Source organism: Aeromonas sp. D3 (assembly GCF_027705025.1).
GTDB lineage: Bacteria > Pseudomonadota > Gammaproteobacteria > Enterobacterales > Aeromonadaceae > Aeromonas > Aeromonas salmonicida.
In genome coordinates this window covers 1-15,479 of sequence record NZ_JAPDBE010000010.1, presented here as the reverse complement: position 1 = coordinate 15,479, position 15,479 = coordinate 1, and the positions used below count along the sequence as shown (strand labels likewise).

Annotated in this window: 15 protein-coding genes; 7 read left to right on the top strand and 8 right to left on the bottom strand. The window is 54.4% G+C overall.

Translation table 11 applies throughout. The features are described 5' to 3' along the window. The first annotated feature begins 239 nt into the window (after window positions 1–239). Window positions 240–1,670 (top strand): wax ester/triacylglycerol synthase family O-acyltransferase, encoded by a 1,431-nt coding sequence (locus OKC28_RS08230; RefSeq protein WP_270688675.1) that lies wholly within the window; start codon window positions 240–242, stop codon window positions 1,668–1,670. 79 nt (window positions 1,671–1,749) lie between these two features. Here the strand turns inward: OKC28_RS08230 and OKC28_RS08225 are convergent, their stop codons facing one another. The 4 genes from OKC28_RS08225 to OKC28_RS08210 form a co-directional block, all read right to left on the bottom strand. Next, on the bottom strand, window positions 1,750–2,550 hold the full coding sequence (locus tag OKC28_RS08225) for a hypothetical protein (RefSeq protein ID WP_270688673.1): 801 nt from the start codon (window positions 2,548–2,550) through the stop codon (window positions 1,750–1,752). Between the two features lie 13 nt (window positions 2,551–2,563). Beyond that, window positions 2,564–3,232 carry a TetR/AcrR family transcriptional regulator gene (locus tag OKC28_RS08220; protein WP_005311531.1) on the bottom strand — a complete coding sequence of 223 codons (669 nt, stop codon included), beginning with the start codon at window positions 3,230–3,232 and terminating at the stop codon, window positions 2,564–2,566. 1 nt (window position 3,233) lies between these two features. After that, a complete protein-coding gene (locus OKC28_RS08215; protein ID WP_270688668.1) occupies window positions 3,234–4,418 on the bottom strand; it encodes a patatin-like phospholipase family protein in 1,185 nt (394 codons plus the stop codon). 93 nt (window positions 4,419–4,511) lie between these two features. Continuing rightward, on the bottom strand, window positions 4,512–5,090 hold the full coding sequence (locus tag OKC28_RS08210; RefSeq protein WP_021138889.1) for a phasin family protein: 579 nt from the start codon (window positions 5,088–5,090) through the stop codon (window positions 4,512–4,514). 245 nt (window positions 5,091–5,335) lie between these two features. On the opposite strand from OKC28_RS08210, the gene OKC28_RS08205 reads away from it, so the two are divergent. Further along, a complete protein-coding gene (locus tag OKC28_RS08205; RefSeq protein WP_099993235.1) occupies window positions 5,336–7,306 on the top strand; it encodes an SDR family oxidoreductase in 1,971 nt (656 codons plus the stop codon). Window positions 7,307–7,355: 49 nt separating this feature from the next. On the opposite strand, the gene OKC28_RS08200 is transcribed toward OKC28_RS08205, so the two are convergent. Further along, complete coding sequence (locus tag OKC28_RS08200; protein ID WP_270688666.1) at window positions 7,356–8,252, bottom strand: esterase/lipase family protein; 897 nt, start codon at window positions 8,250–8,252, stop codon at window positions 7,356–7,358. A gap of 171 nt (window positions 8,253–8,423) precedes the next feature. On the opposite strand from OKC28_RS08200, the gene OKC28_RS08195 reads away from it, so the two are divergent. The 5 genes from OKC28_RS08195 (at window position 8,424) to OKC28_RS08175 (ending at window position 12,480) form a co-directional block, all read left to right on the top strand. Then, the gene (locus OKC28_RS08195; protein WP_021138886.1) at window positions 8,424–8,744 is read left to right on the top strand and encodes a YebG family protein; all 321 of its coding nucleotides are present in this window, start codon (window positions 8,424–8,426) and stop codon (window positions 8,742–8,744) included. A 299-nt stretch (window positions 8,745–9,043) separates the two neighbouring features. Then, complete coding sequence (locus OKC28_RS08190) at window positions 9,044–10,321, top strand: tyrosine-type recombinase/integrase (RefSeq protein WP_270688664.1); 1,278 nt, start codon at window positions 9,044–9,046, stop codon at window positions 10,319–10,321. Between the two features lie 243 nt (window positions 10,322–10,564). Beyond that, the gene (locus OKC28_RS08185) at window positions 10,565–10,915 is read left to right on the top strand and encodes a DUF3653 domain-containing protein (protein WP_155602675.1); all 351 of its coding nucleotides are present in this window, start codon (window positions 10,565–10,567) and stop codon (window positions 10,913–10,915) included. 171 nt (window positions 10,916–11,086) lie between these two features. Then, a complete protein-coding gene (locus OKC28_RS08180; RefSeq protein WP_270688661.1) occupies window positions 11,087–11,485 on the top strand; it encodes a hypothetical protein in 399 nt (132 codons plus the stop codon). 77 nt (window positions 11,486–11,562) lie between these two features. Further along, window positions 11,563–12,480, top strand: coding sequence for a DUF2971 domain-containing protein (locus OKC28_RS08175; protein ID WP_270688659.1), 918 nt, complete (start codon window positions 11,563–11,565; stop codon window positions 12,478–12,480). Between the two features lie 395 nt (window positions 12,481–12,875). On the opposite strand, the gene OKC28_RS08170 is transcribed toward OKC28_RS08175, so the two are convergent. The 3 genes from OKC28_RS08170 to OKC28_RS08160 form a co-directional block, all read right to left on the bottom strand. Then, window positions 12,876–13,931, bottom strand: coding sequence for a zonular occludens toxin family protein (locus OKC28_RS08170; protein WP_270688657.1), 1,056 nt, complete (start codon window positions 13,929–13,931; stop codon window positions 12,876–12,878). Beyond that, window positions 13,932–14,246, bottom strand: a complete 315-nt coding sequence (locus OKC28_RS08165; RefSeq protein WP_265432641.1) for a DUF2523 family protein — start codon at window positions 14,244–14,246, stop codon at window positions 13,932–13,934. Between the two features lie 3 nt (window positions 14,247–14,249). Next, window positions 14,250–15,479, bottom strand: a 1,230-nt coding sequence (locus OKC28_RS08160; RefSeq protein ID WP_270688728.1) for a hypothetical protein, incomplete at its 5' end; no start/stop codon positions are given.

The window sequence follows — 15,479 nt, the reverse complement described above, 5'->3', positions numbered from 1 at the left end:
CTGTATATTAACTGAACGATGAGACGACCTCCGAATAACAAATAAACCGGAGACAAGACGAGCGGAACAATTATTTTTACGATGCCATGTTCACGTCGCCACGTTTCATTATGCCCAGGCAGAAATAATTAATCGAAGCGTATTGGCACCAACATATACGACTCTTGTTTGTTCGTCATCGATATTGCAGTCTTCATGGGAAGATGGCGGACAAATAAGCGAAACGGTAGGGAAAAACCATGTCACCGTGTGAACTTATCTCCTGTGTCGATACCGCCTGGCTGCGGATGGACAGACCCAACAATTTGATGCAAATCGTCGGTGTGCTGATGTTTGACGGTCAGCTCGACGAGGCCCAGCTGCGTGCCAGTCTCGAGTACACCATACGGGTACAGCCCAGATTTCACCAAAAGGCCAGCCTGGAGGGGGGCGAGTACTACTGGCGTGACGATCCCGATTTCGATCTCGATTTGCACCTCAAGCGGGTGATCCTGCCGGGCAAGGCTGGCAAGGCCGAGCTGGAGCGGCTGGTGGCCGACTTTGCCTCCACCCCGCTCAACCATCAGCGCCCCCTGTGGGAGATGCACCTGGTGGATACCTCCCTCGGTGGTCAGGCGCTGGTGGTTCGCTTTCATCATGCCATGGGAGATGGATTCTCCCTGGTGCGTGCCCTTCTCACCATGATGGATGAGAGTCCTGTGTCCGCGCCGCGCCCGCAGCCCGAGCCCCTGGCCAGCGACCATGATGACGACCACGACGCTCATCAGGGCAGTCGCCTGCTGCGAGCCGGTCTCAAGCTGACCGGCACTCTCTGGTCCAAGTATGTCGAACTACTTACCCATCCCACCAAGGCGATGGACTACCTCAAGATAAGCCGGGATGTGACCGCCGAGCTCTACACCATCGCCACCCTCTCCGACGATGCAAAGACCCGGCTGAAAGGGGAGACAGGCAGCACCAAGCGGGTGGCCTGGTCTGAACAGATACCGCTACCGGATGTGAAGGCGGTAGGACGGGTGCTCGGCTGTTCGGTCAACGATCTGCTGATTGCCGCCACCGCAGGAGCGCTTCGCCACTATCTGATTGAGAAAGGGGATGACGCCGATGGTGTCGCAATACGGGCCCTGGTGCCGGTCAACATGCGCGCCCCCGACGACAACGGTGCCCTTGGCAACCGGTTCGGGCTGGTGGCCCTGGACTTGCCTCTGGATATCGAACACCCGCTGCAACGGCTGCATGCGGTGCGAGAGCGGATGCAGGCGCTCAAGTCCTCCCTGCAACCAGCCGTGGTGCTGAACCTGCTGGAGGTAATGGGCATGGCCCCCAAGGCCTTGCAACAGCAGACCATCGATATTCTCTCGGCCAAGGCCAGCGCCGTCATCACCAATGTGCCCGGTCCCCAGCAGACCCTTTATCTGGCCGGTGCGCGTCTGCGCCAGCCCCTGTTCTGGGTGCCCCAGGCGGGTGACATAGGTGTCGGTGTCTCTATCCTCTCCTATGACAACAAGGTGCAACTTGGCCTCATCACCGACAAGAAGCGGGTGCCGGATCCCGACCTTATCGTCGATCGCTTTGCCTTGGAGTTTGAACAACTGCTGTTGCTGGTGCTGCTGGAACCGGATCTGGTCTATGACCCTGCAGTACTCGAGCAACTGCTGCAAGGAGACTAAGCGTACCGAGCAAGCTGCCTTACCGGAAAACAAAGAGGCCAACCCTTGGGTTGGCCTCTTTCATGGCCACAAGGCGGTGTTATTCGTCCTCCAGTTCCTCACGGGCCGCTTCCACATCGAGCCGCTCCATGGCATCCATGGGCTCACACTCGGCAGCCTCGGCATAGAGCGCTTCGGCCGCCGCCATCTTGCTCTTGCCATGCATCATCACCATGGCATTGGCGTACTCCATGCGGGCGATTGCAGAGTGGGGCAGTATGGCCAACGCAGCCTTGAAGTGACGCTCAGCTTCGTCTTTTTTGGCACCATAGGTGATCCCGCCGATCATGGCGCCCAGCTTGTCGATGATCTCCGCATGCCAGGCACCGAAGGCGATGTGGGCCTCGGCATGCTCGGGGGCCAGTGTCAGTGCTTTTTCCAGGCTGGTTTTTATCTTGTCACCTATCCCTTGTGACAGGGCCTTGGAAACCGAGATCACCTGGCTATAGCGACCCAGCGCCAGGGCGTGGAAATACCAGCCGTTGGCATTGTCGGGCTGACGCTTTTGCAGTTGCTCGGCGTTGCTGGCGGCCAGCTCGAATGCCGCCCGCTTGGCGTACTTGTCATCCAGCAGGTAGCTGGCGTGGATCACCAGCGCCTTGTTCACCACGTTGAGGCCAGCGTCCCCCGCCGCATTCCCCAATGCCACCGCCTGACCGAAGTCACCGGCATGGTAGGCACGCCAGGCCGCCTGCACCTGAGTATCCTGAGGCCAGGGCTCTGCATCCCCCTGATGCAGGCGAGCCCAATGTTGCTTGAGACCCGCCCCCGCGTAGTCATAGGCCGCGTCCGGCCAGGGGAACGGGGTGAACTCGGACAATTTTTGCTGTGAAGTGGTCATGTTGTGCTCCCTGTTAAAAGTCGGAATTGGGCGCCCTCGTCGCAAGGGACGGGCAGTAGTGCATGGCGATGGCATCCAGATGGGCACGGGCATTGGGCCGCAGACGAGGGGCCACCAGCTGCATTACCTGAAACACCCCGAGGGCGATGTCGGCATCGGCCCGCGGGTGCAGTGCCCGTTGATAGGAGATCCAGAAGGTGCCCACCAGCGCGATATTGGCCGCCAGGGCAGCAATCTGGGCATCGCTGCCCTGCAGCAAGCCACTGCCGGACAGGCTGTGACAAATGGCGGCGGCGGTCTGTTCCTTGCGCCGAAGCAGAGCAGAGAAGCGCAGCTCCACCTTGTGATTGCCGCTCATCAGGGTGCTGATGTCGTAGTAGAAGAAGCGATATTTCCAGATGAGTTCGAACATCAGGTGCAAGAAGAACCAGATATCTTCTGTTTCATCCAGCGGAGGGGTGACGGTGTCGAGCAGATGAGCCATCTCCTGTTCGAATTCGCCGAACAGGGCGTTGACTATCTCTTCCTTGTTGTGAAAGTGGTAATAGAGATTGCCCGGACTCATCTCCAGCTCAGCCGCGATGGCGGAGGTGGTGACGGTCGGCTCACCCAGCAGATTGAACTGGGTGAGGGCGGTGGCCAGGATCCGCTCCCGCGTTCGCCGCTTTGGTTTGCTGTCCATGCTACTCCTTCGGTTGCCGGCGGCCCTTGCCGCCATAACGGTGGGTCAACCAATGTTGCAATTGGGTCAGGGAGGCATCCAGTGCTGCGACCGAGCCAGTTCCCGGAGTGAGCAGGGAGCGCTGCTGATCGGTCAGCGCCCCCAGATTGAGCTCAAGCCCATGTTTGGCGAGGATGGGGCCAAGTTCTGCCCGGCGCTGCCACAGATCACGACGGGTATGCTGGAAGGCGTGCTCGCACAGGTGGCGGCGATCCCGATAGCTGAACACATTGGCAAAAAACATTTCGCCATCAGCCTGGGAGGGTTCGAACAGCAAGGCGTCGGCATCCGGGTACTGATGCTTGTAGCGATCCATCCCCACGTGCATGCGCGAATGTATGATGGCGCGAAAAGTCTGGGCCAGCACCACAGGCAAACCACTGTCCACCAGATTGGCGGGGCGCTCGCTGGCGATCCCCGCATCGAACGGCACCAGCGGATTGATGCAAAACACCAGGTCGGCTCCCTCCTGCAGCGCCACAGAGGCATGCAGCGTCTTGATGAGGGCCCCGTCCACATAGTGACGACCATTGATCAATGACGGTGGAAACAGGCCGGGCAGGGCAGCAGAAGCTTGTACCGCCGCCGAAATGGGCACGTCATCGAGTCCCGGGCTGCCAAATGCCACGGCGCGGCCTGTGTCGAGCTCGGTGGCGATGACGAACAGACGGCTCTTGAGTTTGCGAAAGTCATTGCTGCGGCCACGGCGAGAGAAAAATTGGGTCAGGAAGCGATCCACCCCGCGGCTGTCAAACAAACCGGTCGGGATCGCTTTGGACATGCCTTGCAAGGAGCCGAGCAAGCTTTTGTTCCAGGGGGCGGAGAGATAATCGGCCAGGCATTCCCACGCCAATGGCGGCAGTGAGGTCAGTCGGCCAAGGTATTCACCGAAAGCGGGGCGCAGCAGGGTAGAGGGGTCGAAAAACTCGCTGCTGTCATCGCTGAGCAGGATCCGCACCAGCTTGTCGGGGGAAATGCCATTGGCCAGCGCCGAGGCAACGACGGCACCGGAACTGACCCCCACATAAATATCGGCCTGTTCGAAACGCAGCCCCTTGATACTGTCGGCCAGGGCGGCGCAGGCTCCGATCTCGTAAATCCCCCCCAGAGGACCCCCTCCAGCGAGGGCAATCGCAATCGTGCTCATGACACAGCCTCCCTTCTCAAGCAAAACCGGCCCAGCAAGAGGGCATGGGCCGGTCAATCACTATGCCAGGCCAAGCAGATCTGGCCGGTCAGATCAGGAGAGGGTAGTCTCGCCCTTCTCCTTGACATCCTTGGCGACTTTTTCTACCTCGGACGCCAACGCCTTGACCTCTTCTTTCACCTTGGCGATGGGGGCTGCAGCCTTTTTCACCGGTGGCTTCCTGGCCGCCGGTTTCTTGGCGACAGTGGCGGCGGCAGGTTTGGCTTCGGCAGCCGGTGCAACCGTGTCATCCTGTGCATCGACCAGTTGCTGTACTACTTCTGTCAGCTCGGCCATCCGCTTGGAGAGCTTGTCGATATCCTTGCGGGTCGGGATACCCAGGCTGGCGACGGCGCGGGCCACGCGATCCTCGAACACTTGTTCCAGACGGCCCCAGGTACCTGTGGTCTTGTCAGTGATGGCCGCGATCTTTTCGTCGGCACTCTGACGGGTGCGGGTCTGCAATGCTTCGCCTTCCTGCACCAGGGCTTCGAAGATCTTGCCCCCTTCCTCTTGTGCCTTGGCATAGGCACCCAAGCCCGCCAGCCAGATCTGCTGGGTGGATTCTTTGATGGTCGAGGTGAGCTGGTTGTCGGTCACCGAGCTTGCCAGCGATTTCAATTTCTTGGCCATGATTGTTTCCTTACTGGAGAGTGGGATTAGGTAATGACAACAACCTTGGAACATTCGTTGTGGCATTACTGAGCTTTCATTCTCAGTCTATGGGGAAAAAATAGAGGGTTCTACCTAATAACGGAACAGGCAGTCGTGGTAATTTTGGTCTCGGTCACGAAGATGATGTTCGAATGCATATTTCCAATTGAAGCGTGATATATCTAACGACAACTAACAGCCCAATCAGTAAGGGAATAAATACCATGGACTATTTCATCACGGGGGGCAGCGGTTTTATCGGCCGCCGACTGATAAAAAAACTGCTGCAGCGCCCGAATAGCCGGGTGCATTTCTTGATGCGCGCAGCCCATCTTGAGCGGGTACCCGAATTGCTGGCTTACTGGGGAGTCGACGAGCAAAGGGCAATCCCGATCGTCGGAGACATGACCCATCCCCAACTCGGAGTAAGCGCCACCGAGCAGGAACCACTCGTCGGCAATATCGATCACTTCCTCCATCTCGCTGCCATCTATGACCTCAACGCCAAGGCGGGCATTCAGCAGCAGGTCAACACTGAGGGCACCCGTCAGGCGCTGCAACTGGCCGAACGACTCGGCGCTCGCTGCTTCCATCATTGCAGCTCCATCGCAGTGGCCGGTCTGTTCGACGGCCTGTTTCGTGAAGACATGTTCGATGAGGCAGAGCACCTCGACATGCCCTATTTCCAGACCAAGCACGAGGCCGAGGGCATAGTGCGTAAGGAGAGCACCATCCCCTGGCGCATCTACCGACCCGGTATAGTGGTGGGGGATGCCAACACAGGCGAGATGGACAAGGTGGATGGCCCCTATTACTTCTTCAAGACTATCCAGAAGCTGCGGCGCCTGCTGCCGCCCTGGATGCCCGCCATCGGCGTCGAGGGGGGGCGCATCAACCTGGTGCCGGTCAACTTCGTGGTGGATGCCATCGATCACATCGCCCATCTGGACGGAGAGGACAACAAGGCATTTCACCTGACCGACTCCCATCCGATGCGGGTTGGCGACATGCTGAGCACCTTCTCCCGTGCTGCCCACGCGCCCGAGCCCGCCATTCGCATCAATGCGGCCCTGTTCAGCTTTATTCCCCGCCACCTGATGGCCATGCTGATGGCTCTGACGCCGGTGCGCCGCATTCGCGATGCAGCCATCGCCGATCTCGGTCTGCCCAAGGATATTTTCCGGCTCATCAACTATCCCACCCGCTTCGACAACCGCGAAGCACAGCGGGTACTGAAAGGCACCGGCATTGAAGTGCCGCCGCTGCACAGCTATGCCTGGCGACTGTGGGACTACTGGGAGCGTCACCTCGATCCCGAGCTGTTCATCGACCGCACTCTGCGCGGCCGCGTCGAGGGTAAAGTAGTGCTGATCACCGGCGCTACCTCCGGCATCGGCAAGGCCACCGCGAAAAAGCTGGCCGAGGCTGGCGCCAGGGTGCTGACTATTGCCCGGGACGAGCACAAGATTGCACAGACCCAGGCCGAGTTTGCCGAGCAGGGCTTGACCCTGCAGGTCTATCAGGGAGACATGGCGGACCTCGCCCAAGGGGAGGCTATTACCAAACAGATAGTGGCCGAACACGGCGGGGTGGATATCCTCATCAACAATGCCGGCCGCTCCATCCGTCGCGCCATCGAGGACTCCTTCGATCGTTTCCACGATCTGGAGCGCACCATGCAACTCAACTACTTCGGCACCCTCAAGGTGATCATGGGGGTGCTGCCCACCATGATCGAGAAGAAGAAGGGTCACATCATCAACATCTCCTCCATCGGGGTGCTGACCAATGCGCCGCGCTTCTCCGCCTACGTGGCCTCCAAGTCGGCGCTCGACGCCTGGGTGCGCACCGCGGCGTCCGAGTTTGCGGACAAGGGAGTCAACTTCTCCATCATCAACATGCCGCTGGTGAAAACCCCCATGGTGGCGCCGACCAAGGTGTATGAGCAGGTGCCCATGATGACGCCGGAAGAGGCCGCCGATCTGGTGTGTGACACCATCATCAACAAGCATGTACGGCTGGCTACCCGCCTCGGGGTATTCGGTCAGGTGATCCATGCCCTGGCGCCACGGGTGGCCCAGGTGATCATGAACACCAGCTTTCGCACCTTCTCGGATCCCAAAGAGGGCGGCGAGTCCAAGGCATCTGCGGATCAGATGGCGGTCTCTACCCTTATCAAGGGCATTCACTTCTAACCTGCTTTCATCGATCAAGAGAGAGCACAAACACCAAGGGCCTGAGCAATCAGGCCCTTTTCGTTTCTGGCTGGGCGCGGGCAAGCAGGGTCAGCAGCAGGGCCGTGGTACGGCGCGAGTAGATAAGGGAGAGGTGGCCAAGGGCTGCGAGCTCTATGTCCTCCATGCCCGCCATCAGCTGACGGGACTGGGGCAACACAAAGTTGTCATGACTGGTGCGCACCGAAATCCCGGGCACACACAGCGGCACGGCGGCGAAGCGTTGCAGCCAACCGGAGCCTGGCTCCATCTCCCGCGCGTTGTCACCCAGTGCAATGGTCGCCAGCTGGCTGCCCTGATGGGGCGTCGCCAGGGTAATAAGCTGCGCCACCTTGCCACCGCCGGCCAGGGCAAGATAGTCACGGCACACCAGCCCCCCCATACTATGGCCAACCAGCACCAGCTGAGCGGCGCCCGTGGCAGCCAGTACTTCATCGATACGCCTGGCCAGCAGGGGTACCATGTCATCGAGATGACCGAAAGGAGGAGTCAGGGTAACGGTGGCGACCACGTGACCGGCGGCTTCCAGACGGGCTCTTTGTACCCGCCAGATCCCGCGACTGCAACCGTAACCGTGAACCAGCAGCAAGGGCCGGGGGGAGGGGGTAAGCCTGTCCGGCGCCATCAGCAGCCGCTCAAATGGCAGCAGCCAGGTGAAGGTAAACAGATAGGCGAGCATCTCCCAAACCACCATGCGTAACCAGGCCCGCAAGCCGATGGCCGGTGCCGGATAAAAGCGGGAGAACCCCCAGGTCAGCAATACCACCAGGCAGCGCAGCCCCAATAGCGTTAATACCACAAACAGCAGAGAGAGCAGGGGAGAGAGGCCAATGACCAGATGCGCGATGCCCCCGAGGAGCATCACTTCAACCAGCAGCAGTATGAGCAGTTGTCTTGTGATCGTCATGAGCCCATCATCCAGCTTGCTTAAAGCGGATGTCAAATGACCCTTTCATCAATGTGATGATGGCCGCGTAATCGGCCACAGTCTCTCATCATCACCCGCTTTATCTGGATATTTGCAATACTGTATATCCGTACATATACTTGTGTTCACTATCATGAGGAGGACGCCATTATGGCTGTTGAAATCAAATATGTTGTCGTGCGTGGGGGAGTGGAAAAGATGACCTTTGCCAGCAAGAAAGAGGCGGATGCCTATGACAAGCTGCTGGATACCGCCGACGAGTTGATGACCTTGCTGGCGGGGGCACCTGTCAATCTGGAACCCGAACAGCAAGAGACCCTGGCCTTCTACCTGGCCGAACAGCGTGACGTACTGCAAAACGTACTGCGCGGTGGCAAGGCGCAGGGGAGTACCAAAGAGGATCCCCAGCCAATGGAAGAGAAGGCTGACGCTGACAAACCCAAGGGAAAATCCCTCAAGAGCGTGGCGTGAAGGCAAGGGGAGTGAGGCGCCAGGTTGAAACAGTGAAACAGCAAGCTCAAACACCCCAAGCTATTCACAATTTAAGAATTTACAGTCATTTTTACGGATATTTACCCCGAGAAATTTCGAACAAGGGTGCATATCCATTGAATAAACATAGGAAGTCGCCCAAACGGGTTACAACAGCCGATGCGGCATCGCACACAGCTGGATTTTTTGTCACATCATGATGCCGATAACCCCATTTATCGGCATCAGCTTTTGAACAGAGCACACGCTCCCATCCTATAAACCAAGCAAGCACCACCATGACCTCTATGTTACTTCCACCCGCCATGCCACTGTTTGACGGCCTGGCTCACCTGGAGGCGGGCAATCCCCAGGTCAATCAGTATCTGGCCAACCTCAGCCTGAACGACGTGCCCGATGCGGGTCTCGTCTACGAACTGGCGGTCGACTGGCTGCTGGAGCAACGCCATAACGAGAACAACTACAAAACGTACCGTAGCGAGCTGACGACATTTCTGCACTGGTGTTTCAGCGAGCTGGCCATCAGCCCGAAAGACCTGACCCGGCGCATCATGATGCGCTATCTCGACTATTGCCAGGCGCCACCAGACCAGCTGATTGCCTACCGCAATGTGGCGCAGTTCATCCTCGACAAAGAGTGGGGAGAACGGCTGCCCAATCCGTTATGGCGGCCATTCCTCGGCAAACGGGAGCTGGGACGTGAACTGCCGTATCGCCTGAGTGAGCAGGCAATGAAGACCAAACTCGCCATTTTGTCGGCCTTCTTCCAGTTTCTTATCCAGGAAGAGTACATGGACAGGAATCCGGCGTTGCTGCTACAACGAGTCAAGCGACCAGTCCAGCAGGAGATCGATGATCAGGGCCAGGCCTTCACCGAACTGCAGTGGTCCTATGTCATGCAAGCGGCCGAGCGACTGGCAACCGAGCAGCCAGAACAACATGAACGCAGCCGTTTTCTGATAAGCCTGATGTATGCCTGTTATCTGCGCATCTCGGAGGTGGCAGCCAGACCGGGTTTTACGCCCGTCATGGGCCAGTTTCGCCGTGACGGTAAAACCGGCGTCTGGGGTTATTACATTCCACGCAGCAAGGGCGGCAAACGGCGTACAGTGGCCGTGTCTCAGGCCTTGCTGGAAGCGCTCAAGCGCTATCGCACTTTTTTGGGGCTAGCGCCATTGCCAGCCCCCAATGAACAAACTCCACTCTTTGTACGCCATAAAGCAGCCGCGCATGGCCGTGAACAGGGAGAGCTCAATGCCAATCTCGGTATCCGCCAACTGCGTGAACTGGTGGTGACGGTCATCCAGACCGCTGCGAATCTGGCCGAACAAGACGGCTTTACCCAGGACGCCGCCGAGATGTGCAATCTGACCCCGCACTCCATTCGCCACACCGGCATTACCCATGACATCAATCTCAATGGTCGACCCTTATCCCATGTTCAAGCTGACGCGGGTCATGACAGCATAGACACCACCTCCAAATATCTGCACACCGGCAACAGTGAACGGCACGAAAGCGCCAACCATAAACCGCTTGATAGGTTGCATGAATGAACGTGTGTTGGTGTGTCGATGAAGAATGAGAGATAACAAATTAATGTGAGTGATAGATACAGTGGCCAACCGACTTGATAGGAACAAGATCTGACGTCATCAACCAGATGAGAACCAACTCGGTATCGTGTTTCATCTTTTAAACAAAACCGCGCATAATGCGACGTTTTGTTAAATGCCCATCCGAAACCCGCCGATAAGCCACTCCACGCAATTTTGCTGGTTTATCAGGTATTTACTTGGATGGAACGAGAGTTGACCAAAAACTTCATTTTTCGCTGGTTTGAATGCGGCTTATCCGTTGAAGAGGTGGCAAATCTATGTTTCGTTTCTGTGAGGCAGGTCACATATTGGGATAAGGGTACAGAGATACCCCCTGTCTATAAACGGCTGATGCGTATGGCATGCGGGCGGGAGCTGCCCACAATTTTCAAAGCCTGGGAAGGCTGGCGGATGAAAAACGACTGCCTTATCTCGCCTAACGGTGTGATGTACGACAGAAGAAGGATCGAGGCCCTGGCCATCATCCAGGTGGAACGATCCGAAAGGCAAATGGCCGCGTTCTACTGGAGGAAGAAGCTAGGCATCATGTAATGACACAAGCCGGGTGAATACCCGGCTTTTTCATCTCTGCATCCCGCTATGGTCACGTCAGCTGCCTAAATTAAGGGACGAACAGCACATAACAAAAATGTCAGCGTCGGCATGAATAGGGATTTATGGCAGGATCCAGCCACCTACCCACCATTGCATGATGGAGAACAAATGGAGCCGAACAAGTGCCATGGCCAGCACACTGCTAGCGTGGCAGGGCAGGTGATCACCAGTAAACTGATAGGCGCTTTCAACGCCGAAGGATGCAGCCTCTGGGTTAGCAGTATCAAGTCCCTCATTGAAGGCCTAGAAGGGAAGATGTTCTGCCTGCTGATCGACACCAGAGACTATAAGGGAGGGACTGACGAGGCCCTTAGCCTCGCCAACGACTTCAACGGCTGGCTCAACGACCAGAACATGGTCGCCAAAGCCCATGTCATCAAATCCCAGGTCCTGCACGATATCGCCATAGAGCGGGTTCCCAAGATAAAGCCCCAGCGCGTGAAGACCTTCAAGAACACCGAGGATGCCTTGACCTGGCTGACTGAGCAGTTAGCGCATGCAGGATAAGGGTTCCGATAGGGTAGGCTACCAAGTAGAATTCCCCCCGTATTACTATACGGGGGGCCAAACGACCGAGACTCCATATGAAAGTCCTATATAAATATTACTCTAATAACTTCGATATATTAGATCACTTAGAAAACCCAGCAATAAAGCTTGCACCAACACTGAATTTCAACGATCCCTTTGAATCAACACTATGTGAAGCATTAGCTACAAAGTTAAGCGAAGGCCTTCTTGATTTTGCAAAGGCACAAGGTGATACGTCCCTAACAGAAGTATATAAAAATATATACATGGATTTACCAAAAAGTTACGGAGTAATATCACTAACAGAAAATCACAGAAACATACTAATGTGGGCTCACTATGCAAGCTCCCACAAAGGAATCTGCATTGGCTATAAACATGACTTTATAGAGCGAAGCTTTAAAGCAAATGAAATTGACAAGCTACTTGGAATCACAAACCCCCTGCCACAAAGAGTTATCTATGATTCCAAGCGGTTTGACATAAACAAATTTAATGAGAAAACGCCTGAAGAGCAAATTCCATATGATTTCATCATGGAAAAGATGCTTATTAAAAGCAACGAATGGATATATGAAAAAGAGCACAGATGCATAATGCCATTTCAGTATGGTGAACTCATAAAGACAACGAGAGAACCATCTCTTAAAACTACAGACATAATTTATGAAAACCTTAAAAAAATGAGCATCAAAAGAGGTGATGGAAATCATGAATATTACTTCAATAAACTACCAAACATACAATTAAATAATTCAATTCACATACTAGCTCAACAGAATGATGTTATCATTTTAAAAAAAATCCTACCTGAAAGCATAGATTCAATATATTTCGGATGCCAATCAGATGACTCTATTATTAGAGAAACACTAAAAAAACTAAACCAGAATAACTATAAAAGTGTAAAGATTTATAAATACAAAACCAACAATGACACATTCGATATTAATGAGGAAAGATTACTCTAATTATAGTGCCCGCTACGGCGCAGCATCATATGTGCATGAAAGCCTTAAAAGCCGGTTTAGCAGGGAAGGGGGTGATCCAGTCTCGGGGCTATATCTGCGTGTTCCGCCGCGAGACTTTAGAGGGCCAAATCAGCACCAAGGGGCGGCTTGTAGGGGCTACCGCCCCCGTCCTTTGGGGCTTGGGCATTTGTATTTAACATAAATAATGCCATGTCGCGGTTAGGTTTTTATACCCGTTCATATTTATAGTTATGACCGGTCATCCGATGGCGCGTTTTTGGTATCGCCGCCGGCGAAGAGGGCAGCATTGTATTTCCGGCGCAGGGTATCCCCATCAGGGTCGCAATACACATCCACCGGCTTGCCCTGGTACTTCACCACCGCATGACAGCCGCTTACAGCATCCACGCTGGCAAGCTCATCCGGCCAATCATCGCTATAGAGCGGTTGCACCGCGTCACCCTTGCGCAGTGAGAAGAATACTCAACGCGATACTCGCCCCGGTGATCCTTCACCAGGACATGACAGCTAATAATGATCCGATGCCCAGCAAACGGCCCTACAGAAAGAACCCCGCCAGGAGACGCAGCAGGAGCGCCGCCAGGACGTACCCCATCAGCGGGAGTACCATCCACCGCCCCAGGAGCCGAAGAGGCGTCAGCAGCAGCCTGAGAGGCCTTAGCAGGAGCATCAATATACTCAGGCTTGATGAAGCCAAAGAATACACAAAACCCCCACACCGCCAGAAAAAACAGAATTTTAGGATCTCGTAATACCGAGCTACCCGCGATTGTATCCGAGACTTTACCGGTTGTAGTTGAGTCATAAAGTTTGAAAACATACTTGGGCACCTTGTTAAATGGCTTGGCTTGCAATACGTCAGACATGGACGAACCGGAATTATCCGAGAGGTGTAATACCGTCTTGTAACGACCACCTATCCCCAATATCGCCATATTGGTATGGCGAATGGCTGTTTCGGCAGCAGCTCGGATTACCTGGTGCACCTTTTTGATGTTCGGAGTCGTAAATACAAAGTCCCAGTTATGATGCCGGTGCATATCAAAGGCCACGTCTATGGTTTCCGGTCGCCCATCATTTTTAGCTGCATCCGGCCCACCTGGATAATCCAGCCGGTCTAAATCAGTCTGTCGCCAGGAAGGCGGAAATATCCGTTGCACCTCATCGACCAAGAAGAACACGCCCTTGGGTGCCCAGTGATAGAAGCGAGCAAAATGATCCCGTCCTTCCTGGGATTCGGTTTCGATATACGTTACCTGGAAGTCATCGGGGACGGCCTTGCCCAGTACCTCCCTACACCGCTCAGCCGTGAAGCCGCCCACGTTGGTAACGATATGGCGGCCAGCCTTGATGGCGGGTATCACATCGGTATGGATGGCCCCTGAGGACTTGTAGGAGCCTGGGGCACCGTGGTGGATCTTGATAGACATTTACCACCCCATCATATTGAGCATGAAGCGGGTAACAAACGCTTGGGTGAGGATGGTTAGCCCTTTGTCCAGGTGAATGTATAACAGTATTCCTTTCATGGTCGGCGGCAGGGAATTAAAGGATGACGACAGCAATTCACTAAAGTGAACGTTCACCAATATTTCCTTGGCAACGTCCCAGGTAAACGTCAGCAGAAAGAGTTTGAACTCTACCCACTGCACCGCCAAGCGAATGGCCAGCCACGCGCCAAACTGCACCGCCAATTGATATATATCGGCGAAAAACGAATTAAAGAACTCTCCAAGCCATTCCATACATCACCTCTTAAATATGATCATCAGCGCAATGAAATAGAACACAAACATCATTATCGCGGCGAGCGTCTGCCAGTAGTCCCCCGTTGGCGGACAAACCGAATAGGTTTTTCCCTGGTGACTGAATAAATCAAGGCACTCCATCGGGTCAGCAGAACCGGACAGGCTAAAGGTAAAGACCTTCTGCACATCGCTAGAAATAGTCGTGTATTTGTCTGTCAGCGACTTGTTGGCATCATCGAGTTTCTTTTGCATTGCAGGCACATCAAAGAAACAGTCTTTTCCCTGGCAAGCGGAATTATATTTACTGCCCTGGACTGCAAGGGGGTTATCACCGGATCCAGGCATTTTATTGTAATCAATGTCACTACTCTCACCATCGCCACTACCTGAGCCACTACCATCACCCCCAGCACCGCCGTTCCCTTTGAGTATTTCGGCAATCGCTTTGATATTACGGTTCATTTCAATACTGTTATTCCGCAACTCTTGAGACGTAGTCCAATGAAAACTACTAAATGTGGTATCAAGGTTATGAACACTCTCTTTTATACTGTTAACATCATATTGATACCCCCTCACTAAATCATAAAAGTTACCTCCTATATTATTTTGAGCAAAGTCAGGGCCAAATGTATTAAGATGAAACTGTTTCAGTTCATCATACAATTTTGAGTCATCCCCATCTTTGTCCCCGCCAGGAGATGAAGAACCTAAAGAATCAAGCTTAGCGTTTATTGCATTCAAATATTCATTAGATGTATTAATTCCACCCAAAAGCTCAGCACTATTATTTTTAGTCTGAAGAACATCATTAGACATTTTATCCAAATGGTAGAGCGCTGTTTTCATATCCCTAGCAAATGATTCAGCACTATGAGTAATAGAGTTAATGTTATTAGAATCCCGCTTAGTGCCATCCATCAACTGACGAAAAGCAAGACCCAGGTTTTTATTTAGTTTAGCAACGGAACCAGAAACAGAAGTCCCAGTGGCATCACCGACAACCGGCTGAAAATCAAGCCAACCATCAATAGGTTTAGTTCCTGAAGGCCCCTCACCAGGAGTCTTACCACTGCCATCCGAATCGCCATCACCGCTGCCATTATCTGACAAGCTACAAGCCGAACCCGTTGTTTCAACAGGCCCCATAGTGTTAGGGAAGGTGCGAACAAGTCCCTGATATGAGATCATGTTTGTCATCTGGAGCCATGGAACAGGGTTCATCATGAG